At 66.4% G+C, this 19,960-nt stretch carries 21 protein-coding genes and 1 pseudogene; 14 read left to right on the top strand and 8 right to left on the bottom strand.

The genetic code is table 11. From position 1 onward, the window contains the following. Positions 1–13: 13 nt before the first annotated feature. The 4 genes from AC25ND_RS04720 to AC25ND_RS04705 all read left to right on the top strand — a co-directional run bounded on the left by AC25ND_RS04720 (position 14) and on the right by AC25ND_RS04705 (position 3,186). Positions 14–400, top strand: a complete 387-nt coding sequence (locus AC25ND_RS04720) for a CidA/LrgA family protein (RefSeq protein ID WP_486976127.1) — start codon at positions 14–16, stop codon at positions 398–400. Then, positions 390–1,076, top strand: coding sequence for an LrgB family protein (locus AC25ND_RS04715; protein WP_028689844.1), 687 nt, complete (start codon positions 390–392; stop codon positions 1,074–1,076). The genes AC25ND_RS04720 and AC25ND_RS04715 overlap by 11 nt, the downstream gene beginning before the upstream one ends. 173 nt (positions 1,077–1,249) lie before the next feature. Continuing rightward, positions 1,250–2,155, top strand: coding sequence for an alpha/beta fold hydrolase (locus AC25ND_RS04710; RefSeq protein ID WP_062363974.1), 906 nt, complete (start codon positions 1,250–1,252; stop codon positions 2,153–2,155). A 116-nt stretch (positions 2,156–2,271) separates the two neighbouring features. Beyond that, positions 2,272–3,186, top strand: coding sequence for an SDR family oxidoreductase (locus AC25ND_RS04705; RefSeq protein WP_088852766.1), 915 nt, complete (start codon positions 2,272–2,274; stop codon positions 3,184–3,186). A 312-nt stretch (positions 3,187–3,498) separates the two neighbouring features. On the opposite strand, the gene AC25ND_RS04700 is transcribed toward AC25ND_RS04705, so the two are convergent. Further along, positions 3,499–4,281, bottom strand: a complete 783-nt coding sequence (locus AC25ND_RS04700; RefSeq protein ID WP_486976126.1) for an IclR family transcriptional regulator — start codon at positions 4,279–4,281, stop codon at positions 3,499–3,501. A gap of 189 nt (positions 4,282–4,470) precedes the next feature. Here AC25ND_RS04700 and hmgA point away from each other — a divergent pair, with 189 nt between their 5' ends. Genes hmgA through AC25ND_RS04680 form a run of 4 tightly spaced genes read left to right on the top strand, consistent with a single transcriptional unit; the run spans position 4,471 to position 9,111 of the window. After that, positions 4,471–5,772, top strand: a complete 1,302-nt coding sequence (gene hmgA, locus AC25ND_RS04695; RefSeq protein WP_486976125.1) for a homogentisate 1,2-dioxygenase — start codon at positions 4,471–4,473, stop codon at positions 5,770–5,772. A gap of 3 nt (positions 5,773–5,775) precedes the next feature. Further along, the gene (gene fahA / locus AC25ND_RS04690; protein WP_486976124.1) at positions 5,776–7,068 is read left to right on the top strand and encodes a fumarylacetoacetase; all 1,293 of its coding nucleotides are present in this window, start codon (positions 5,776–5,778) and stop codon (positions 7,066–7,068) included. A 12-nt stretch (positions 7,069–7,080) separates the two neighbouring features. Further along, positions 7,081–7,710 (top strand): maleylacetoacetate isomerase, encoded by a 630-nt coding sequence (gene maiA, locus AC25ND_RS04685; protein ID WP_028689838.1) that lies wholly within the window; start codon positions 7,081–7,083, stop codon positions 7,708–7,710. Positions 7,711–7,761: 51 nt separating this feature from the next. Further along, the gene (locus tag AC25ND_RS04680; RefSeq protein WP_182322060.1) at positions 7,762–9,111 is read left to right on the top strand and encodes an MFS transporter; all 1,350 of its coding nucleotides are present in this window, start codon (positions 7,762–7,764) and stop codon (positions 9,109–9,111) included. Here the strand turns inward: AC25ND_RS04680 and AC25ND_RS04675 are convergent. Continuing rightward, positions 9,100–9,906, bottom strand: coding sequence for a SirB1 family protein (locus AC25ND_RS04675; RefSeq protein WP_062363983.1), 807 nt, complete (start codon positions 9,904–9,906; stop codon positions 9,100–9,102). The two genes, AC25ND_RS04680 and AC25ND_RS04675, sit on opposite strands and share 12 nt — an antisense overlap. Before the next feature lie 123 nt (positions 9,907–10,029). On the opposite strand from AC25ND_RS04675, the gene AC25ND_RS04670 reads away from it, so the two are divergent. Next, entirely contained in the window at positions 10,030–11,049 is a 1,020-nt protein-coding gene (locus AC25ND_RS04670; protein ID WP_028689836.1) for a Leu/Phe/Val dehydrogenase, read from the top strand. 33 nt (positions 11,050–11,082) lie between these two features. Here the strand turns inward: AC25ND_RS04670 and AC25ND_RS04665 are convergent, their stop codons facing one another. Continuing rightward, the gene (locus tag AC25ND_RS04665) at positions 11,083–11,346 is read right to left on the bottom strand and encodes a YebG family protein (protein ID WP_028689835.1); all 264 of its coding nucleotides are present in this window, start codon (positions 11,344–11,346) and stop codon (positions 11,083–11,085) included. Between the two features lie 222 nt (positions 11,347–11,568). On the opposite strand from AC25ND_RS04665, the gene AC25ND_RS04660 reads away from it, so the two are divergent. Next, the gene (locus tag AC25ND_RS04660; RefSeq protein ID WP_028689834.1) at positions 11,569–12,039 is read left to right on the top strand and encodes a phosphate-starvation-inducible protein PsiE; all 471 of its coding nucleotides are present in this window, start codon (positions 11,569–11,571) and stop codon (positions 12,037–12,039) included. A gap of 3 nt (positions 12,040–12,042) precedes the next feature. Here the strand turns inward: AC25ND_RS04660 and AC25ND_RS04655 are convergent, their stop codons facing one another. Together AC25ND_RS04655 and AC25ND_RS04650 are read right to left on the bottom strand one after the other, a co-directional pair. Next, positions 12,043–12,342: a DUF3509 domain-containing protein gene (locus tag AC25ND_RS04655; RefSeq protein WP_084941641.1), complete on the bottom strand. Its 300-nt coding sequence runs from the start codon at positions 12,340–12,342 to the stop codon at positions 12,043–12,045. A gap of 129 nt (positions 12,343–12,471) precedes the next feature. Next, entirely contained in the window at positions 12,472–12,819 is a 348-nt protein-coding gene (locus tag AC25ND_RS04650; RefSeq protein WP_023630676.1) for an HPF/RaiA family ribosome-associated protein, read from the bottom strand. A gap of 252 nt (positions 12,820–13,071) precedes the next feature. Between AC25ND_RS04650 and AC25ND_RS04645 the strand changes: the two genes are divergently transcribed. Continuing rightward, on the top strand, positions 13,072–14,175 hold the full coding sequence (locus AC25ND_RS04645; RefSeq protein WP_028689833.1) for an NADH:flavin oxidoreductase: 1,104 nt from the start codon (positions 13,072–13,074) through the stop codon (positions 14,173–14,175). Here AC25ND_RS04645 and AC25ND_RS04640 read toward each other — a convergent pair. Then, the gene (locus tag AC25ND_RS04640) at positions 14,144–15,355 is read right to left on the bottom strand and encodes a glycosyltransferase family 4 protein (protein ID WP_088852764.1); all 1,212 of its coding nucleotides are present in this window, start codon (positions 15,353–15,355) and stop codon (positions 14,144–14,146) included. The two genes, AC25ND_RS04645 and AC25ND_RS04640, sit on opposite strands and share 32 nt — an antisense overlap. Positions 15,356–15,534: 179 nt before the next feature. Between AC25ND_RS04640 and AC25ND_RS04635 the strand changes: the two are divergent. Both AC25ND_RS04635 and AC25ND_RS04630 read left to right on the top strand, forming a co-directional pair. Further along, positions 15,535–16,257 (top strand): annotated as a pseudogene (locus AC25ND_RS04635) (PAS domain-containing protein); the annotation flags it as partial. Between the two features lie 162 nt (positions 16,258–16,419). Then, on the top strand, positions 16,420–16,851 hold the full coding sequence (locus AC25ND_RS04630; protein WP_374119879.1) for a methyl-accepting chemotaxis protein: 432 nt from the start codon (positions 16,420–16,422) through the stop codon (positions 16,849–16,851). 78 nt (positions 16,852–16,929) lie between these two features. On the opposite strand, the gene cysZ is transcribed toward AC25ND_RS04630, so the two are convergent. Further along, on the bottom strand, positions 16,930–17,658 hold the full coding sequence (gene cysZ / locus AC25ND_RS04625; RefSeq protein WP_028689830.1) for a sulfate transporter CysZ: 729 nt from the start codon (positions 17,656–17,658) through the stop codon (positions 16,930–16,932). A 312-nt stretch (positions 17,659–17,970) separates the two neighbouring features. Between cysZ and trxB the strand changes: the two genes are divergently transcribed. Next, complete coding sequence (gene trxB, locus AC25ND_RS04620) at positions 17,971–18,933, top strand: thioredoxin-disulfide reductase (protein ID WP_028689829.1); 963 nt, start codon at positions 17,971–17,973, stop codon at positions 18,931–18,933. Positions 18,934–19,007: 74 nt separating this feature from the next. Here the strand turns inward: trxB and nadC are convergent, their stop codons facing one another. After that, positions 19,008–19,856 (bottom strand): carboxylating nicotinate-nucleotide diphosphorylase, encoded by an 849-nt coding sequence (nadC, locus tag AC25ND_RS04615; RefSeq protein ID WP_028689828.1) that lies wholly within the window; start codon positions 19,854–19,856, stop codon positions 19,008–19,010. Between the last annotated feature and the right edge of the window lie 104 nt (positions 19,857–19,960).

Raw genomic sequence — 19,960 nt, 5'->3', positions numbered from 1 at the left:
GGAACCCCCGCCCATGAATCCTGCATTGCTGAAGAAAACCCTGCGCCTCTTCGCCGAGCTGGCGGTGCTGCTGGCCCTGTTCCTGATCGGTGGCCAGCTGGCCGCCTGGCTGGCCTGGCCGATCCCCGCCGGGGTGATGGGCCTGGCGCTGCTGCTGGTGCTGTTCGCCTGCGGCGTGCTCAAGCCGGCCGCCCTGCAACTGGGCGCCGGCTGGCTGATGGCCGAGATGCTGCTGTTCTTCATTCCGGCGTTGATGAGCCTGCTGGACTACGGCAGTCTGCTGCGCAGCGAAGGCTGGCGCATCCTGCTGGTGATCGCGCTGAGCACGCTGCTGGTGATGGTGGTCACCGCGCTGACCGTGGAACTGGTGTGCCGCTGGAGGCTGCGCCATGAGCCTTGAACCCATGCCGCTGTTCTGGTTGGCGCTGACCCTGGGCGCCTACCTGGGCAGCCGCTGGCTGTACCGGCGCAGCGGGCGCTATCTGCTGTCGCCGCTGATCCTGGTGCCGGCGCTGCTGCTGGCGGTGGCCGTTCCGTTGCACACCGCCTACGCCGAGTACGCCCGTAACACCCACTGGCTGATGGGTGTGCTGGGCCCGGTCACCGTCGCCTTCGCGGTGCCGATCTGGCAGCAACGGGCATTGCTGGCGCGGCATTGGCCGGCGCTGCTGGTGGGCATGCTGGCCGGCAGCGTGGCCTCGATCGGCAGCTCCTGGGCGCTGGCGCATTTGCTGGCGCTGGACGAGGCGGTCAGCCTGTCGCTGCTGCCGCGCTCGATCACCACGCCGTTCGCCATGCCGGTGGCCCAGGACCTGGGCGGCGTGCCGGAACTGACGGCGGTGTTCGTGATGTTCACCGGCGTGCTCGGGGCGATGTTCGGCGGCATCCTGCTGCGTTGGTTGCCACTGCGCACGCCATTGGCGCGGGGCGCGCTGTTCGGCGTCGGCGCCCATGGCGCGGGCGTCAGCCGGGCCCAGGAGGTCGGCCGCGAGGAGGGCTCGGTGGCCGGCCTAGTCATGGTCCTGACCGGGCTGCTCAACCTGCTGGCGGCGCCGCTTCTGATGAAGTTGATCTGACCGTTCGTGCCACTGACTCGCACGGTCATCAGGCTGGCTGCCAAGGCGACTTATCACCTTCGTATAGGCTTCTAGACTGAGCCTCGACATAGAGAGCACATGTATGTGCCGAGGTGACATGCAATGAACGCAGCCTTGCCCTCTTCCGACACTTATCCACCGGGACGACCGTGATGCCACTGGCCGAGATTCCATTGTGCGTCTGGCGCACCCGGAGCCAGGGTTTCACTTTCCGGGGCCAGAGCATCCGCTACTGGACGGCAGGGCAAGGAGAGCCCCTGCTTTTGCTTCACGGTTTCCCCACGGCCAGCTGGGATTGGCACTACCTGTGGGCACCCCTGGCCCAGCGTTTTCGCGTGGTGGCCTGCGACATGCTCGGCTTCGGCGATTCGGCCAAGCCCGCGGACCACGACTACAGCCTGCTCGAGCAGGCCGATCTGCAGCAGGCGTTGCTGGCGCACCTGCACATCGACCAGCCGGTGCACTTGCTGGCTCATGACTACGGTGGCAGCGTCGCCCAGGAACTGCTGGCCAGGCACCATGAGCAGCGGCTCAAGGTGGCCAGTTGCGTGTTCCTCAACAGCGGGCTGTTCCCCGAGAGCTGCCGCGTGCTGCTGGTGCAGAAGCTGCTGCTCAGCCGCCTGGGCTGGCTGGTCGGGCGCTCGTTCGGGCGCGACGACCTGGTGCGCAACGTCACCCAGGTCTACGGCCCCTGCACCCACCCCAGCGAAAGCGCCCTGGACGACTACTGGAGCCTGATCGCCTCCAATCGCGGCCCGCGCATCCTGCACCGGCTCATCAGCTTCCTGCCCGAGCGCAAGGCCCAGCGCGAACGCTGGGTCGCGGCGCTGCAACGCCCGGGCGTGCCGCTGCGCTTCATCAATGGCGCGGTCGATCCGTTGTCCGGCGCGCACATGGTCGAACGCTACCGCGAACTGGTGCCGGAGCCGGACACCGTGGTGCTGCAGGGCATTGGCCATTACCCGCATACCGAGGCGCCGGTGCAGGTGCTGCGCCACTACCTGGCCTTTCGTGAACAACCGATGAGCTATGTGCCGCTGAAGGTCGCCTGGTCCTGACCGGGTGATCATCGCCGGGCGTTATCGGGCGGCATTCGCCACGGTGCGCTTGATTGCCCGGCCCCGGCGGCTGGCGGAGACTGCGTTGCATCCCTTCATTGCCAGGAGCCTTGAGCATGAGCGAACCAGTACGTCTGCAGGATCGAGTGGTGATCGTCACGGGGGCCGGTGGCGGCCTGGGCCGGGCCCATGCGTTGCTGTTCGCCGCGCGCGGCGCGCACGTGGTGGTCAACGACCTGGGCGGGTCGACCCACGGTGAAGGCGCCAACGCCTCGGCGGCCGACCGCGTGGTGGAGGAGATCCGCGCCGCGGGCGGTTCGGCGATCGCCAACCATGACTCGGTCACCGATGGCGCGCGCATTGTCGAGCAGGCCCTGGACACCTACGGCCGGGTCGATGTGCTGGTCAATAACGCCGGCATCCTGCGCGACAAGACCTTCCACAAGATGGAAGACAGCGACTGGGAGCTGGTCTACCGCGTGCATGTCGAGGGCGCCTACAAGGTCACACACGCTGCCTGGCCGCACCTGCGGGCGCAGAACTGGGGGCGGGTGATCTTCACCTCGTCCACATCGGGCATCTATGGCAATTTCGGCCAGGCCAACTACGGCATGGCCAAGCTCGGCCTCTATGGGCTGACCCGCACCCTGGCCATCGAAGGCCGCAAGCACGGCATCCTGGTCAACGCCATCGCCCCGACCGGCGGCACGCGCATGACCGAGGGGCTGATCCCGCCGCAGGTGTTCGAGCGGCTGCAGCCCGAGTTGATCAGCCCGCTGGTGGTGTACCTGGGGAGCGAACAGTGCCAGGACAGCGGCGAGCTGTTCGAGGTGGGCGGCGGCTGGGTCGGCAAGGTGCGCTGGGAGCGCAGCCAGGGCGTGGGGTTCGACCCGCGCGAAGGGTTCACGCCCGAGCAGGTGGCGGACAACTGGGCGCGCATTGGCGACTTCGAGGGCGCCGGGCATCCGCAGGACAGCCTGCAGGCGTTGCAGCAGATGATGGCGAACCTGCAGAAGTATCCGTTGGGTTGAACAATGCCGGGGCCGCGCTGCGGCCCTTTCGCCGGTCTTGCGAATCCTGCACAAATAAAAAAGGCCGCTGCAATCGCAGCGGCCAATCGAGACGTTAGATCAAGGAGCTTCAAAATCAACGTCGGTGAACCTGGGCGGGCCCGAAAGGCAGGGGGGAGAGCCCTTCGTGCCGGCCAGTGAGATCAGAATAAGCGCTTGATCCCGTGGGAAAAATAGCGGCTTATGACATTCACCTTTACGTTTCGGGTAAAAGTGCCAGGCGGACTATAGCCAGCCTGCGTGGTGAAAATCCGTAATGCTTTGTAAGCCCTTTCACTGATCCGCGCCGTATCCCATCCGCCAGCTGGTGGCCTGGGTGGCGGCTAGCAGGCGCCGGGCGGCCGGGCCGTGCTCGTCGGCATGGAAGATCGAGGTCGGCCCGACCACGGTCATCACCGCGGCGACCTGACCCATGGCGTTGAACACCGGCGCGGACAGCGCATCCACCCCCGGCATCAGCAACCCGTGCACATGGTGCAGGCCGCGCTGGCGGATCTGCTCCAGCAGGGGCGCATAGTCGCTCGCCTTCTGGCCCAGCGTGGCCAGTTCCTGGTCGCGCAGCTCCAGGGTCTCCCGCTCGGGCAGATGCGCCGCGAACACCAGCCCGGTGGACGAACTCAGCAATGGCAGCACCGAGCCGATCTGGGTCACCACCGTCACCGCCCGCACCGCCGGCTCGATGCTCACCACGGTCGCGCCTTGGTTGCCCCACACGGCGATGAAGCAGCTTTCGTTGAGCTCGTCGCGCAGCTGCGACAGCGGCAGCGCCGCCACCTTCAGCACATCGATGCTGCCCAGTGCCGCCATACCCACCCGCAACGCCTCGCGCCCGAGCCCATAGTGGTTGGTGGCCGGGTCCTGTTCGGCGAAGCCGCTGGCGATCAGCGCCTGCAGGTAGCGGTGCACCTTGCTCGCCGGCATGTCCACGTGCTCGGCCAGGCGCGACAACGAGGTGGAGGGGGAGAGTTCGGCCAGGGCCTTGAGGATGTCGGTGCCGACTTCCGCCGAGCGGACCTTCTGTTTGCCGTTGTCGGCGCTGCTGCTGGCTTTGGCCATGGGGGACTTCTATGCGGAATTCTTGGGGTGGCGCCTTTATAGCTTGACGCCTGCGCGCGGGCAAATTACGTTATTCGTAATCTGATTACGATAAAAACAATGCAGACGCGCTGCCGCCCCTGGTGCCGGTTTCAGGATCGGGCCCGCAGCCAGCTGCCCGCAACGGCTCCCAGCAGCCCGGAGGCACCGATGACCCGCGACACTTCCCCTGAACTCGAGTACCTGAGCGGCTTCGGCAACGAATTCGCCAGCGAAGCCTTGCCCGGCGCCCTGCCGGTCGGGCAGAACTCGCCGCAGAAAGCCCCCTACGGGCTATACGCCGAGCTGCTGTCGGGCACCGCCTTCACCATGACCCGCAGCGAACTGCGCCGTACCTGGCTGTACCGCATCCGCCCGTCGGCGCTGCACCCGCGTTTCGAGCGCCTGGAGCGCCAGCCGCTGTCCGGCGCGCTGGGAGCCATCAACCCCAATCGCCTGCGCTGGAGCCCCCAGCCGATCCCGTCCGAGCCGACCGACTTCATCGATGGCTGGCTGCCGATGGTGGCCAACTCGGCATCGGAAAAGCCGGCCGGGGTGAGCGTCTACATCTACCGCGCCAACCGTTCCATGGAGCGGGTGTTCTTCAATGCCGACGGCGAGCTGCTGCTGGTGCCGGAACAAGGTCGCCTGCGCATCGCCACCGAGCTGGGCGTGCTCGAAGTCGGGCCGCTGGAGATCGCGGTGATCCCGCGGGGCATGAAGTTCCGGGTCGAATTGCTCGATGCCCAGGCCCGTGGCTATATCGCCGAGAACCACGGCGCGCCGCTGCGCATCCCGGACCTCGGCCCGATCGGCAGCAACGGCCTGGCCAACCCGCGTGACTTCCTCACCCCGGTCGCCCATTACGAAGAGAGCAACGGCCCGGTGCAGCTGGTGCAGAAGTTCCTCGGTGAACACTGGGCCTGCGAGCTGCAGCATTCGCCGCTGGACGTGGTTGCCTGGCACGGCAGCAACGTGCCGTACAAGTACGACCTGCGCCGCTTCAACACCATCGGCACGGTCAGTTTCGACCACCCCGACCCGTCGATCTTCACCGTGCTGACCTCGCCCACCAGCGTGCACGGCATGGCCAACATGGACTTCGTGATCTTCCCGCCGCGCTGGATGGTGGCCGAGAACACCTTCCGTCCGCCATGGTTCCACCGCAACCTGATGAACGAGTTCATGGGCCTGATCCAGGGCGCCTACGACGCCAAGGCCGAAGGCTTCCTGCCCGGCGGCGCCTCGCTGCATGGGGTGATGAGCGCCCACGGCCCGGACGCCGAGACCTGCGACAAGGCCATCTCGGTGGACCTGGCGCCGCACAAGATCGACAACACCATGGCCTTCATGTTCGAGACCAGCCAGGTGCTGCGTCCGAGCCGCCAGGCCCTCGAAAGCCCGCAATTGCAGGCCGACTACGATAGTTGCTGGGCCACCTTGCCGAGCACCTTCAACCCGAACCGGAGATAACCGATGAACCACACCGCCATTGCCCGCAGCTGGGTCGAGCACGCCAACGGGCACCGCGACTTCCCGCTGCAGAACCTGCCCCTGGGCATCTTCAGCCGCCCAGGGCAGGCGCCACGTTGCGGCGTGGCCATCGGCGACGCGATCCTCGACCTCGAGGCCGTGCTGGCCGCCGGCCTGTTCGACGGCGCGGCCAAGGCCGCCGTCGAGGCCACCGTCGGCGGCGCGCTGAACGCCTTCTTCGCCCTGGGCCGTACGGCCCGCGTGGCCCTGCGCGAGCGCCTGCTGGCACTGCTGGACGAGGGCAGCGAGCACCAGGCTGCGCTGAAGGCCGCGCTGTACCCGGCCAGCAAATGCCAACTGCACCTGCCGGCGAAGATCGGTGACTACACCGACTTCTACGTCGGCATCGAGCATGCCAAGAACGTCGGCAAGCTGTTCCGCCCGGACAACCCGCTGCTGCCCAACTACAAGCATGTGCCGATCGGCTACCACGGCCGCGCCTCGACCATCCGTGCCTCCGGTGCCGATGTGCGCCGCCCCAAGGGCCAGACCCTGCCGGCGGGCCAGACCGAGCCGAGTTTCGGCCCTTGCGCGCGCCTGGACTACGAGCTGGAGCTGGGTATCTGGATCGGCCAGGGCAACGACATGGGCCAGCCGATCCCGGTGGGCGATGCCGCCGAGCACGTGGCCGGCTTCTGCCTGCTCAACGACTGGTCGGCGCGGGACATCCAGGCCTGGGAATATCAGCCGCTGGGCCCGTTCCTGTCCAAGAGCTTCATCACCACGGTGTCGCCGTGGGTGGTTACCGCCGAGGCACTGGAACCGTTCCGCTGCGCCCAGCCGGCCCGTCCGGAGGGTGACCCGCAGCCGCTGTCGTACCTGCTGGACAAGCGCGACCAGGCTGCCGGCGCCTTCGACATCGAGCTGGAAGTGCTGCTGCTGACCGAGCGCATGCGCGAGCAGAACCTGCCGGCGCATCGCCTGACCCTGAGCAGCACCCGCAGCATGTACTGGACCGTGGCGCAGATGGTTGCCCACCACAGCGTCAACGGCTGCCAGCTGCAACCGGGCGACCTGTTCGGTTCGGGTACCCTGTCGGGCGCCGCGCCGGGGTCGTTCGGCAGCCTGCTGGAGATCACCGAGGGCGGCAAGCACCCGGTGGAACTGGCCAGCGGCGAGGTGCGCAAGTTCCTCGAGGACGGCGACGAGATCATCCTGCGCGCCCGTTGCGTGCGCGAGGGCGTGGCCAGCATCGGCTTCGGCGAGTGCCGCGGCACCATCGTCGCGGCCAACTGAGGGGGCAGGGCGATGGAACTGTTCACCTACTACCGCTCCACCTCGTCGTATCGGGTGCGCATCGCCCTGGCGCTCAAGGGCCTGGACTACCAGGCCCTGCCTGTGAACCTGCTCAAGGGCGAACAGCGCGGCGCGGACTATCTGGCGCTCAACCCCCAGGGCCGGGTGCCGGCCCTGCGCCTGGAGAGCGGCGAGCTGCTGGTGCAGTCGCCGGCGATCATCGAGTACCTGGAGGAAGCCTTCCCCGAAACGCCACTGTTGCCCCGTGCGCCCGAAGCCCGGGCCAGGGTGCGCGGCGTGGCGGCGATCATCGGCTGCGATGTCCATCCGTTGCACAACGTCAGCGTGCTCAACCAGCTGCGTCAGTTGGGGCACGACGAGGCCCAGGTCAACCAGTGGATCGGCCACTGGATCAGCCAGGGGCTGGCGGCGGTGGAGCAACTGATCGGCGATGACGGCTTCTGCTTCGGGGCGACGCCGGGCGTGGCCGACGTCTACCTGATCCCGCAGCTGTACGCGGCCGAGCGCTTCAACATCGACCTCGGCGGCTACCCGCGCATTCGCCGGGTGGCCGCCCTGGCCGAGCAGCACCCGGCCTTCCACCAGGCCCACCCGGCGAGGCAGCCCGACACGCCCGACTGATCGCCACCGCCCGCACCTGCACTCATAACAACAAAAGACAGGGACCTTGCGATGCACAACCAGATAGCCAGCTTTCGCGCGGCGCTCGACGCGCGCCCGGTGTCACCCTACCAGTGGCGCCTGCTGCTGCTGTTGATCCTGCTGTTGGTCACCGATGGTTATGACGCCCAGGTGCTGGGCTATGTGATCCCCGCGCTGGCCCAGGACTGGGGGCTGGAGAAGGCCGCCTTCGGGCCGGTGTTCAGCGCCAACCTGCTGGGCCTGACGGTCGGCTCGCTGGCGGTGACGCCACTGGCCGACCGCTTCGGCGTGCGCCGGGTGCTGCTGTGCTGCGTGCTGCTGTACGCCAGCCTGACGGTGCTGATGGTGTTCGCCTCTTCCCTCGACAGCCTGATGCTGGCGCGCTTTCTCTGCGGCATCGGCATGGGCGGCGCCATGCCCAGCGCCATGGCGCTGATGGCCGACTATGCGCCGCCTCGGCTGCGTACCCTGATGGTCACCCTGGCGGCCTGCGGATTCTCCCTGGGCGGCGCGGCGGGCGGCTTCGTCGCCGCGGGCTTCATCGATCATCACGGTTGGCAGGCAGTGTTCCTCGCCGGCGGCGTGGCGCCCTTGCTGCTGTTTCCGTTTCTGATGCTGTTCCTGCCCGAGTCGCTGCCGCGCCTGCTGCGCGACGCCCCGCCCTATGCGCGGTTGCAGCGGGTGACTGCCCGGCTGTTGCCCGGTTGGCAGATACCAGCGGCGCGGATCGCCAGCGACGAGCCGGCGGACAGCAAGCTCACCATGGTGGCGCTGTTCCGCGACGGTTTCGCCCGCCCGACCCTGCTGCTGTGGAGCACCTTCTTCGTCAGCCTGATCCTGCTGTACTTCATGATCAGCTGGCTGCCGTCGCTGCTGCAGGAAAGCGGGCTGGCGCTGAACCAGGCCAACCTGGTCACCTCGCTGTTCCTGTTCGCCGGCACCTTCGGTGCCGTATGCCTGGCCTGGTGCGCCGACCGCATGGCCAACAAGGCCTATCTGCTGGCCGCCGTGCTGCTGGGGGCAGCGCTGTTCAGCGTGCTGGTCGGCCTGAACCATGATGACCCGCGCTGGCTGGTGCCCAGTGTGTTCGCCGCCGGCTTCTGCATCATCGGTGGCCAGCTGACGCTCAATGCCTTCGTCAGCAACTTCTACCCGGCCCAGGTGCGCGCCACCGGCACCGGCTGGGCCCTGGGCGTCGGGCGCTTCGGCTCGATCCTCGGGCCGCTGCTGGGCAGCCTGCTGCTGACGTTGCACATGCCAGTGGAGCAGATCTTCTTCTTCTGTGCCGTCCCGGCCGTGCTGGGAGCGTTGTTGATCAGCCGGGTGCGGGCGCCGCGGCCGCGTGAGCCGAAGGTCGCGGGCGAGGTCTTAATGGATTGAGCGCTTGGCGCTGGGCAGCTGGCCGAGGCGCTCGCTGAGTTTCAGGCGTTGCAGCGGGTCGTCAGTGAGCAACAGGGCGTGCTCCAGGTCGAAGCGTTCGGCCTGGGGGCAGTCCAGGTGCTGGTAAAGCGTGGCGCGGGCCAGGTAATCGCTGACCTGCACCGGGCCCAGTTGCATGACCCGTTCGGCATCGATCAGGGCGGCCAGGTTGTTGTCGTTGCTGGTATGCAGCTGGCGCAGGTTACGCGACAGGCGCTGGAGCATCTGCCTCGGCGAAGCGCCGCGCAGGTGCTCGGCGGTCAGCGGCAACTGCGGGCCGTACTGGCGGGCGAGCAGTTCGCGGCAGTCGTTGGGGTAGAGGCGCCGGCCACCACAGGGGTCGAGCAGGTGATCGGCGCCGGGTACGCGCAGCAGGAAATGGCCGGGGAAGTTGACGCCCTCCAGCGGGATCGACAGGCGGCGGGCCAGTTCCAGGGCGAGGATGGCCAACAGCAACGGCTGGCCGCGGCGGCGCTGCAGCACCTTGTCCATCAGGGCCGCCTGCGGTCGCAACGGGTGGTATTCGTCCTGCTGGAAGCCCAGGGCGTTGAGCTGGCGTAGCAAGGGCTGGGCCAGCTCGTTGAGCGGCAGCATCGGCAGGCTGGTGCTGACGTCGCGTTGCAGTTCGTGCAGTCGGGCCAGGCCGGCTGCGGGCTCGACACTGGCGTCATGCTCGGCGGCAATCCACAGGGCAGCTTCCAGCAGGGCGACCGGCTCGCGTTCCAGGCAGGCCAGGCAGGCTTGGCGTGGGTTCATGGGACCTCTCCATCACGCTTAACTTGTAGCCCTGGCGCGGCTTTTCGTCCAGTGGTCCGTCCGTGCGGTGTCCGGCCTCGACCTGTTTATACTGGTAGGAGCACCTCTTTGGGGAGCCCGTCTATGTTCGAGCTCATGCAAAGCACCCGCGCCCAGTCACTGCACCTGTTCATCGACCCGCCCACGGGCCTGAAGGCCGTGGTGGTGATTCACAGCGAACAACTGGGGCCGGCCATGGGCGGCTGCCGCTACCTGCCCTATGCCGACGACGAGAGCGCCATGGCCGACGCCATCCGCCTGGCCCAGGGCATGAGCTACAAGGCGGCCCTGGCCGGGCTGCCGATGGGCGGTGGCAAGGCGGTGATCGTGCGCAATCCGCACGTGGAAAACCGCGCGGCGCTGTTCGAGGCCTTCGGCCGCTTCGTCGACAGCCTCCAGGGGCGTTTCATCACGGCGGTGGACAGCGGCACCTCGACCCTCGACATGGACTGTATTGCCCAGTCCACTCCCTACGTGACCAGCACCACGGCCTCGGGCGACCCGTCGCCCCATGCGGCCATGGGTGTGTTCGCCGGCATTCGCGCCACCTCCATGGCCCGCCTGGGCAGCGACAACCTGGAGGGGCTGCGGGTGGCGGTGCAGGGCCTGGGCAATGTGGGCTACGCCCTGGCCGAGCAACTGCATGCGGCGGGCGCCGAGTTGCTGGTCAGCGACCTGGACCCGGGCAAAGTGCGCCTGGCGGTGGAGCAGTTCAGTGCCCATCCGGTGGCCCATGAGGCCTTGATCAGCACCCCGTGCGACATCTTCGCCCCCTGTGGCGTGGGGCCGGTGCTCAACGGGCAGAGCGTGATGCAACTGCGCTGTGCGGCGGTGGCGGGGTCGGCGAACAACCAGCTGACCACGTTGCAGGTGGCCGACCAGTTGGAGAGCCGGGGGATCCTGTACGCGCCGGACTACGTGATCAATGCGGGCGGGTTGATCTATGTGGCGTTGACCCACCGGGGGGAAACCGTGGGTAGCATCACCGCGCACCTGGCGCGAATTCCCACGCGGCTGACCGAGGTGTTCGCCCATGCCCAGGCAGAGAAACGGTCGCCGGCGCGGGTGGCGCAAATGTTGGCGGAGCGCTTGCTGTATGGCTGAGGGCCTGGGCGCGGGGCTTGCCCCGCGATGCGGTCATTCGGCCGCGCCACCTTCGAGCAGCTCTGCCAGCGCATCCGGCTGGCTCTTGAACGCCCGGGCGAACACATCGCGGTTCTTGGCCATGTAGATACCGGCTTCCTCGACCTGCTGTTCGCTCAGCGACGGCACGGCCTTTTGCAGCACCTCGGCCAGGCGCTCGGCCAGTTCGAGCATCTTGTCGTGACGGTCTGCTTCGGCCTTATCCATGAACAAGCGCTCCGGGTCGCGGCTGCTGCGGTACACCACTTCGACGGCCATTCATCACCTCTGTGCCTTTTTGCTGGTTGGGTTGCGGGTAACTGTATTTTTATACAGTACATCGCTCGACCATCATCCTGCAACCGCAATGATGGCCCGGCAAACTGAAAATCAGCGTAGCCCACAGGTGCCCTGCGGCAATCGGCCGCCTTCCAAGACAGGGGCAGTGGCCCTTTAACTGCATGGCACAAGACCTTCAGCCGTATCTAGGAATCGAACATCGTGAACATCAAATGGGCAGAAAGACTGCGCAAAGGCCTGCACGGCTCCGCCGACTCGCTGGGCAACCTGTGCGTGGAAGCCTTCCACTACCTGGCGCTGTTCGGCATCGGCGCGATCACCGCCTATGCGGCGGTGGCGACCTTCATGGACATGCTGGGCAAGGGCGGGGTCAGCGTCGATGACATCCTGCTGCTGTTCATCTACCTGGAGCTGGGGGCGATGGTGGGGATCTACTTCAAGACCAACCACATGCCAATCCGCTTCCTGCTCTATGTGGCGATCACTGCATTGACCCGCCTGCTGATCGGCGATGTCTCGCACCACAAGGCGCCGGATGTCGGGCTGCTGTACGTGTGCGGGGGCATCCTGCTGCTGGCATTCGCCATCCTGGTGGTGCGCTACGCCTCGTACCGTTACCCGTCGACCAAGGCGCTGGATGCCAGCGGCAAGGAAGTGGACGAGGGCAAGTAGCGCTTAGTTGGCACTGCCGGTGGCAGGAAAGCGCTGCTCGCCGTGCCAGGTGCGGGTCAGGGCCGCCAGCACTTCCAGTGGGTTCTGCCCCAGCTCGATGGCCAGGCCCAGGCGGATGCTGTCGATGACCCGCTGCAGGCGCACTGGGTCGTTGCGCTGGGCCTGGCTGATCAGGCGCCTGGCGACCACGCCGCTGTCGTCGGACAGGGTCAGCATGATGCTGCCGTCCAGGCGCTCGATGCTCAGGTTGACCCGGTACTCGGGGGCGAAGGCGGCGCTGATCTGATCGAAAGGGTTGTTCATGGTCGGGGTCTGCAGTGAATGACTGCAGGGGTTGACCGGAGGCGGCCGGGGTTGGTTCAGGCCCGCTGATCGGCCAACAATGAAAACGCCCGGCGCAAGGCCGGGCGTGCTTGTCTGAACCCTTGTCGGTCAGGCGTCTGGATCGCTCAGTTCCAGGGCGCCGCGCTTGCTGCGCAACTTGCCATAGAAGTGTTCCAGCGCGTGGTTAAGCTTGCTGGCGGCGCCATCGACGGCATGTTCCAGCGAAGTGGCGGTGTGGGTCACGGAGATCGGCTGGTGGCCTTTCGGGCGAGCCTCCATCTGGCAGCGTTTGTCGTGGGGACCGGGCTTGGCGCCGTTTTCGTCACGCAGGTGGACTTCAATGCGGGTGAGGTCGTCCTCGTAACGTTCGAGGCTGCTTTGCAGGGTACTGCGGACCCATTGGTCGAGACGGATGTTGCCTTCGATGTGGTTGCTGCTGTTGACCTGGATTTGCATGATTCAATCCTTATTCAGCTTGCTCGCGAGAGGCGTGCCTAGGCCACTGAGGGCGTTGGGTTTTCTGCGCCTCTTGACTCTAAAGTCAGGCAACCGACGGACGAATTCAAGCCCTTTTGCAAAATAAATTTCCTGTTGCAAATCGGTCCGCCCACAGCGATACCTGCCGATCACTGCAATCAATGATGCTGTGACACGCACTTGGCGGCCCCTAAGCTCGGGCGCATCCATTTCATCCCTCGGGAGCGCCGCATGTCCAGCAACCCTCTGTTCCAGCCCTTCACCCTCGGCTCCCTCGACCTGCCGACCCGCGTGGTCATGGCGCCGATGACCCGTACCTTCTGCCCCGGCGGCGTGCCCCACGACGGCGTGATCGAGTACTACCGCCGCCGCGCCGCCGCCGGTGTCGGCCTGATCATCACCGAGGGCACCACGGTCGCGCACAAGGCCGCCAACGGCTACCCCAACGTACCCCGTTTTCACGGTGAGGATGCCCTGGCCGGCTGGAAGCGCGTGGTCGAGGCCGTGCACGCCGAGGGCGGGCGCATCGTGCCGCAGCTGTGGCATGTGGGCAGTGTGCGGCGCCTGGGCACCGAGCCGGACGCCGCGGTCCCGGGCTATGGCCCGAGCGGCAAGGAAAAGGACGGCCAGGTGCAGGTCCACGGCATGAGTCGGGAGGATATCCGCGAGGTGATCGCCGCCTTCGCCCAGGCGGCGCGCGATGCCCAGGCCATCGGCATGGACGGCGTGGAGATCCACGGCGCCCACGGCTACCTGATCGACCAGTTCTTCTGGGAAGCCAGCAACCGTCGCGATGACGAATATGGCGGTGACCTGGCCGGGCGCTCGCGCTTCGCCATCGAACTGATCCAGGCCGTGCGCGCGGCCGTCGGCCCGGACTTCCCGATCATCCTGCGTTTCTCGCAATGGAAGCAGCAGGACTACAGCGCGCGCCTGGTGGATACCCCCGAGGCCCTGGCGGCGTTCCTCAAGCCCCTGTCCGAGGCGGGCGTGGATATCTTCCACTGCTCCACCCGGCGCTTCTGGGAGCCGGAGTTCGAGGGCAGCGAACTGAACCTCGCCGGCTGGACCCGCCAGCTCACCGGCAAGCCGACCATCACCGTGGGCAGTGTCGGCCTGGATGGCGAGTTCCTGCAGTTCATGGTCGCCACCGACAAGGTGGCCAAGCCCGCCAGCCTCGAAGGGTTGCTGCGCCGCTTGCACAACCAGGAGTTCGACCTGGTGGCCGTGGGACGCGCTTTGCTGGTGGATGCCGAATGGGCGCGCAAAGTGCGGGAAGGGCGTGAAGACGATGTGCTGCCGTTCAGCCGTGAGGCGCTGACGACCCTGGCTTGATCACCAGTGGCGGGGTCTGTTCGCGGGCGGCCTGCGGCTGGCGGCAGGCGCCGTACAGGTAGCCCTCGAACTGCTCGACGATCGCCGGCCAGCCCTGACGGCTGGCGTGCTGGCGGGCGTTCAAGCGCACCCGGCGCAGGGTTTCGCCTTCCTCCAGCAACCAGCAGGCGGCGTCGATGAACGCTGCCTGGTCCCCCGGCATGGCCAAGGCGCCACTGTGGCCGTGGCGGATATGCTGGGCGGCGGCGGCTTCGTCGTAGGCGACCACGGCCAGTCCCGAGGCGAGCGCTTCGAGCACGACGTTGCCGAAGGTTTCGGTCAGGCTTGGGAACAGGAAAAGGTCGCCGCTGGCGTAGTGCTCGGCCAGTACCTCGCCGCGCTGCGCGCCACAGAACACGGCATCGGGCAGTTGCTGTTCGAGTTGTCCACGCAGCGGGCCATCACCGACGATCACCAGGCGCAGGCGCCGCTGCGGATAGGCCTTGCCCAGGGCCTCCATGCAAGGACGCAGCAGGGCCAGGTTCTTCTCCGCGGCCAGGCGCCCGACGTGTAGCACGGCAATATCGTCCACACCCAGCCCCCACTGCTCGCGCAGGGCCTGGCTGCGGCGTGCCGGTGTGAACAGGCTGGCATCGACCCCGCGGGCCATCAGGCCGAGCCGTTCGAAGCCGCGGCGCTCCAGCTCCAGGCGCTGGCTGACGCTGGGCACCAGGGTGATGGCGGTGCGCCGATGGAACCAGCGCAGGTAGTGGGTGAGCATCCGCGACAGCAGGCCCAGGCCATACTGCCCCGAATATTGCGGGAAGTTGGTGTGAAAGCCGCTGACCACCGCCACGCCCAGGCGTCGTGCGGCGCGCAGGGCGCTCAGGCCCAGCGGGCCTTCGGTGGCGATGTACAGCACATCCGGGCGCTGCCTGCGCCAGCGACGCCACAGCTTGTGCATCGACACCTCGCCCCATTGCAGGCCTGGGTAGCCCGGCAATGGCCAACCTCGGCACAACAGCAGGGTCTCGTCGTTGCCGGCCCCGTTGTCGGTGGCCTGGCGCGGGCGGATCAGTTCCACCTGGTGGCCGCGCCGGCGCAGCCCTTCGCTGAGGCGTCCAAGGGTGTTGGCCACGCCATTGATCTCGGGTGGGAAGGTTTCGCTGACCAGGGTAATACGCAGGGACGGTGTGCTCATGGGAAAAAGTCTGGGCCGCCCCCGTTTCGGGCATGTGACGCCTTTGTGACGGGTACGTGACGCCTGATTTCCGGCACTTGCATCCGTTTGAATATTTCCTTGCAAGGCACTCAAGAACCCTCGCCACGCAGCCGATGCAGAGGCATTCGACTCTATGAATTCGCTCCGGGAGAGCGGCCATGTTCAACAGCAAATTGAAGAAAGAAATCCAGCAACTGCGCGAAGAGCTGATGTCCATCGAGCAGGTCAAGAACAGCCTCGACAGCGAAATGCTGGTGCTCCAGCTCGATCCCCAGGGGCGCATCGAGTCGGTCAACGGCAACTTTGAGGCCGAGATGGGCTATCGCGCCGAGCAACTGATCGGGCGCAACATCGAGGAGATCGTGCCCGCGCATGTGAAGAAGCTCGATTTCTACCAGCGCATGAAGCAGGCCATCACCCGTGGCGAGCACCTCAACGGTGCCTTCCGTCTGCTGCGCGGCAACGGTGACGAGGCGTGGCTGCGTTCGATCCTGCAGCCGGTCAAGAACAGCGAAGGGCGCATCAAGTACTTCTCCCTGCACTCCAGCGACCTGACCCGCACCATCGAGACCTCCCGCGAGCACGAGAGCCTGATCAAGGCGCTGATGCGCTCCACCGCGGTAATCGAGTTCAACCTCGAAGGCCAGGTACTGACTGCCAACGACCGCTTCCTGCAGACCATGGGCTACAGCCTGGAGCAGGTGCGCGGCAAGCCGCACCGTATGTTCTGCGAGCCGGAAGAAGCCAACTCGCCTGGCTACCAGGAGTTCTGGAACCGCCTGCGCCGCGGCGAGTTCGTCGCCGAGCGCTTCAAGCGTATTGATTCCCATGGCCGGGTGGTCTGGTTGGAGGCTACGTACAACCCGATCATCGACGCCCACGACGTGCTCTACAAAGTGGTCAAGTTCGCCACCGTGATCACCGACCAGGTCAACCAGGAACTGGCCGTGGCCCAGGCCGCCGACATTGCCTACACCACCTCGCTGGAGACCGACGACAGCGCGCGCAAGGCCACCGACGTGGTGACCCAGACCGTCGAGGTGATGCGCGGCCTGGAAGGTTCGATGCAGGACGCCGCCGATGGCATCCAGGCGTTGGACAAGCAGTCAAAGGTGATCGGCGCGATCATCAAGACCATCAGCGACATCGCCGGTCAGACCAACCTGCTGGCGCTCAACGCCGCCATCGAAGCCGCCCGCGCCGGCGAGCAGGGGCGCGGCTTCGCCGTGGTCGCCGATGAAGTACGTCAGTTGGCCTCGCGCACCAGCAGCGCCACCGAGGAGATCGCCAAGGTGGTGCAGCAGAACGAACAGCTGGCCCAGGCCGCGGTGGACATCATCGACACCAGCAAGCGCCAGGCCGAGCAGGGCCTGGCCCTGGCCGCCGATACCGGCGGGGTGATCGTCGAGATCCAGGAAGGGGCGAAGAAGGTGGTGGATGCGGTGGGGCAGTTTTCCAGCCAGTTGAACCACTGACCGGACTTAAGCCATCGCGGGGCAAGCCCGCTCCCACGCATTGCGCGTGGGAGCGGGCTTGCCCCGCGATGGCTTCATTCAGGTACGCTCACGCACCCAGAACAGCGTCGCCCCGGCCACCGCCGCCGGCATCATCAGCACGTTGACCCCCGGAATCATCAGCGCAAGATAAGTGATCCCGCCAAACCCCATCGATTGCCAGCGCTTCTGCCGCAGCCAGGCGAGCATGTCCTGCCAGCTCATCTTGTTGTTGTCCGCCGGGTAGTCGATGTACTGGATCGCCATCATCCAGATCCCGAACACCAGCCACAGTGGCGCGGCGATCACGTTCACCACCGGGATGAACGAGAGGATGAACAGGCCGATGGCCCGAGGCAGGAAGTAGCCCAGCTTGCGCATCTCACGGCTGAGGGTGCGTGGCACCATGGCCACCAGCTCGGCCCAGCTGAAGGGCGGGAAGTTGTCCTGGCCGCGCACCACCACCTCGACCTTTTCCGCCAGGAAGCCGTTGAACGGCGCGGCGATGACGTTGGCCAGCAGCGTGAAGGTGAAGAACACCATCAACAGCACCAGGGCAACGAACAGCGGCCACAGGATGTAGGTGAGAAAGCCCAGCCAGTCGGGCAGGGTGGGCATCAGCGCATCGACCCACAGGCTGAACTGATGGCCGGCGAAATAGATCAGGCCGCCGAACAGCAGCAGGTTGACCGCCAGGGGCAGCAGCACGAACAGGCGCAGGCTCGGGCTCAGGACCAGTTTCAGGCCTTCGCGCAGGTACTGGGGGCCGGACAGGACGGGGGCTTGCATCGGAATGCTCCGCTTGAGGAAAACGCGCTGACCTTACCGAGTTTGGCGCGCGGACGAAAGGCACCGCGCCTCTGGGAAACGGTGTGTAACAAAGCACTGGGACAATGGCTGCCGGATAGAGACTGTCTATAAGGTGGATTGTCGAAGGATATTTCCTTAATCTCTGCGGCCTCGCTACAGTGCGCTCAAACTTTTTCGGTTTTGGACCAACGCGTTGTAGCCTTCCCCAAGTGCTGCGTGGGTCCCTTTTAATTCCAGCTGGCGCAACCGGCACCTAGATGCCCCGTGCGGCCCGCTCGACAGGAGTTCGACATGTCTGAAGTACGTCATTCGCGCGTCATCATTCTCGGTTCCGGCCCTGCCGGTTACAGCGCCGCGGTGTACGCCGCCCGTGCCAACCTCAAGCCGCTGCTGATCACCGGCATGCAGGCCGGCGGCCAGCTGACTACCACCACCGAAGTCGACAACTGGCCGGGCGACCCCCACGGCCTGACCGGCCCGGCCCTGATGCAACGCATGCAGGAGCACGCCGAGCGCTTCGAGACCGAGATCGTCTTCGATCACATCAACGCCGTCGACCTGGCCAACAAGCCGTTTACCCTGCGCGGTGACAGCGGCACCTACACCTGCGACGCGCTGATCGTCGCCACCGGCGCCAGCGCCCGCTACCTGGGCCTGCCGTCGGAAGAAACCTTCATGGGCAAGGGTGTGTCGGCCTGCGCCACCTGCGACGGTTTCTTCTACCGCAACAAGCCGGTCGCCGTGGTCGGTGGCGGCAACACCGCCGTGGAAGAAGCTCTTTACCTGGCCAACATCGCCAGCAAGGTGACCCTGGTGCACCGCCGCGACACCTTCCGCGCCGAGAAGATCCTGATCGACAAGCTGCACGCCCGTGTCGCCGAAGGTAAGATCGAGCTCAAGCTCAATGCCACCCTGGATGAAGTGCTGGGTGACAACATGGGCGTGACCGGTGCGCGCCTGAAGAACAACGACGGCAGCTTCGACGAAATCAAGGTCGACGGCGTGTTCATCGCCATCGGCCACACCCCGAACACCTCGCTGTTCGAAGGCCAGCTGACCCTGAAGGACGGCTACCTGGTGGTCCACGGTGGCCGTGAAGGCAACGCCACCGCCACCAATGTCGAGGGCGTGTTCGCCGCTGGCGACGTGGCCGACCACGTCTACCGCCAGGCCATCACCTCGGCCGGTGCCGGCTGCATGGCGGCCCTGGACGTCGAGCGTTACCTGGACGGCCTGGCCAACGCCGCGCACTGATCCAGCCTTTGCGGGCCAGCCCCGCGATAAAAAAACCGGCCATCTGGCCGGTTTTTTTGTACTCGCGTTTCAGCTCACAGGCTCAAGCGCATCGACAGGTCCACCGCCTTCACGTCCTTGGTCATCGCGCCGATCGAGATGTAGTCCACCCCCGTCTCGGCAATCACCCGCAGGGTGGTCTCGTTGACGCCGCCGCTGGCCTCCAGCTTGGCCTTGCCGGCGGTGATGCTTACCGCTTCGCGCATCTCATCCAGGGTCAGTTCGTCGAGCATGACGATATCGGCCCCCGCCGCCAGCGCCTGACGCAGTTCGTCCAGGCTTTCCACCTCGATTTCCACCGGTTTGCCCGGGGCGATGCGATGCGCCGCAGCCACGGCTTCGGCCACGCCACCGCTGGCGGCGATATGGTTTTCCTTGATCAGGAAGGCGTCGTACAGGCCGATGCGGTGGTTGTGGCAGCCGCCGCAGGTGACCGCGTACTTCTGCGCCAGGCGCAGGCCGGGCAGGGTCTTGCGGGTGTCGAGCAGCCGCACCTGGGTGCCTTCCACCAGGTCGGCCAGGAAGCGCGCGCGGGTGGCCACGCCCGAAAGCATCTGCAGGAAGTTCAGCGCCGTGCGCTCGCCGCTGAGCAGCGAGCGCGCCGGGCCTTCGAGGTGGAACAGCACCTGGTTGGCCGTGGCCCGCTCGCCGTCGGCCACCTGCCAGTGCACCGCCACCCGTGGGTCGAGCTGGCGGAACACCGTATCGACCCAGGCGGTGCCGGCGATCACGCAGTCCTCGCGGGTGATGATGGTCGCCTTGGCCAGGCGCTCGGCCGGGATCAGCTGGGCGGTGATGTCGCCGCTGCCGATGTCCTCGAGCAGCGCGCGGCGCACGTTGGCTTCGATTTCGGCGGTCAGGTCGGCGAGGCGTAGGTTCGGCATGGTCGGCTCCACAAGCTAGGTGCCGCGATTATAGGGCAGGGGGGCGGCGTGTACAGCTGCCGGGCAGATGACCTTTGGTCAGGCGGTTTGAGCATTCCTGCGAA

The sequence above is a fragment of the Pseudomonas sp. P110(2024) genome, from assembly GCF_057480795.1.
Note: the sequence above shows the minus strand (reverse complement) of the source record. Positions and strands in the feature narration are given on the sequence as shown.